We start from the raw sequence: 1,141 nt of genomic DNA, 5'->3' as shown, positions 1-1,141 counted from the left end.
AGCAAGTTTGATTTCTTTAGTGTATTTAGTCATGAAAATAACCCCCGAAATTAGTGTCCTAATTTCGGGGGTCATATCACACGCCGCACTTGATGGGTCTTTTGCCTTTGGAAGGGATCAAGATCATCAAGAAGGTTGCCGGCCAGCAGCAACTTTTGAGTGACAGCCAGATCTTGGCGGAAGTGTCTAGCAGCTTGTGCCTGGCGGCTGACCGGCGGGCGGTCAAGTCCCGCTGCGTTCTCTTGGTCGAAGGGCAGGAAGACGTCCGTTTTGTGACCAAGATCAACCAGTGGATGTATGAAGAAAAGCTGGTGGACGCGACTTTTGCTGAAAAAGGGCTCTTTATTTTACCGGTCGGGGGATGCGGCAGTCTGCTGGCCTGGCTGAATTTTGACCTTTTTTCTAAACTGAATGAACCTTGGTTCATCTTGATCAACTCAGACAAGGGGACGGATGAAGCTAAGCAGAGCCAGCGGCACTTGCACCGGATCAGGGCAAAGTATCCAGGGATGCAGGCACACATTCACGCGACTTTTAAGCGGGAGATTGAGAACTACATGGTCTTTAAAGAGGGCAAGAAGACACATGACTTTGCGCCATACGAAGACGTTAAGCAGCACATGTATGACTTGATGCAGCAACGCCACCAAAGCTGGAGCAAGGATAAGACGGCTTCCAAGTTGATGGAGCAGATGGATTTGGCTGATCTGCAGGACTACTATGAAAAAAGACGGGCGGAAGCACCGGGAATTAGTAGAATACTTCTTGCAGATTGACCATTTTATCGATGAAATATAAATCTTTATATTTATATAGAATTTAAAGAAAAGGTAAAACTTATAAGTTGCTTTTTTAAACTAACTTATAAGTTTTTTACGTTTTTTGAGGGAACAAGAAAACTTTTTAAGTGAATCCGGGTCGCATATTGCATGTTAGATAATAAATTATTAAAATTAGATAGATAATGAATGCCCTGTGAGTTTTTGGAGAAGGAGGATAAAAGTGCGAAAGTCAAAGCATGATTATAAATGGTTGATGGCCGGGGCAGCCGTCTTGGCTACTTTGGCCAGCCTGCCATTTGGCCAATCTGTTTCAGCCGCTAAGAAGAATGGCTGGCAGAATACCAAGGCTGGCCGGGTGT

Annotated in this window: 1 protein-coding gene; it reads left to right on the top strand. The window is 45.0% G+C overall.

Annotated features, from left to right (window positions below):
* Nucleotides 1-92 precede the first annotated feature (92 nt).
* On the top strand, nt 93-776 hold the full coding sequence (locus FD23_RS09790; RefSeq protein WP_230844903.1) for an OLD family protein: 684 nt from the start codon (nt 93-95) through the stop codon (nt 774-776).
* Nucleotides 777-1,141 lie beyond the last annotated feature (365 nt).

Origin of the sequence: Lactobacillus delbrueckii subsp. delbrueckii DSM 20074 = JCM 1012 (assembly GCF_001433875.1) — a bacterium.
Taxonomy (GTDB): domain Bacteria; phylum Bacillota; class Bacilli; order Lactobacillales; family Lactobacillaceae; genus Lactobacillus; species Lactobacillus delbrueckii.
Note: the sequence above shows the minus strand (reverse complement) of the source record. Positions and strands in the feature narration are given on the sequence as shown.